The following is a 480-nucleotide window of genomic DNA, read 5'->3' on the forward strand; positions in this document are numbered from 1 at the left end:
GCCTACCACCGGTCACCGCCGTGCACACCCCCCTGTCCACCATCTCCGACCACCGCCCCCTCCTGGTCGACCTCGGCTAGCCACCACAGATCCCCGCCCAGCTATTGACTGCGCACACCGGGTCATCGACAGTTGCCAACTGACGAAACCCACACACCGCGACACAACGGGGAACGATGCCACCCAACCAGGTCGTCCACACGGCCATCTCCGCCGTGGCCAACCGCATAGCCCACACCGGCACCGCCACGACAACAGCCCTCACCGACTCCGCCGTCGACCGCCTCTACAGCACCCTTACCCGACGACTCAACACATCAGTGATCGGCGCCCGCGTACTCAAGAACCTGGAAAGCCACCCAACGGCCACCGCCACCCGCACGGCCACCGAACAGGCCGTGGCCGCCGAGGCCGACGCCGACCACCAATTCGCCGACGAACTCCGACACCTCGTCGGTCAACTCCCGTTCACCCCACCCC

General features: G+C 66.9%; 1 protein-coding gene and 1 pseudogene. Both read left to right on the top strand.

Annotated features, from left to right (window positions below; genetic code table 11):
- Nucleotides 1–80, top strand: a pseudogene (locus C1I93_RS33365) (endonuclease/exonuclease/phosphatase family protein); the annotation flags it as partial.
- A gap of 96 nt (nt 81–176) precedes the next feature.
- Nucleotides 177–480 (top strand): hypothetical protein (locus tag C1I93_RS32160; RefSeq protein ID WP_220039625.1); only part of this gene is annotated, 304 nt, incomplete at its 3' end.

The sequence above is a fragment of the Micromonospora endophytica genome (genome assembly GCF_003236305.1).
In the GTDB taxonomy this organism is placed as follows: Bacteria; Actinomycetota; Actinomycetes; order Mycobacteriales; family Micromonosporaceae; genus Micromonospora; species Micromonospora endophytica.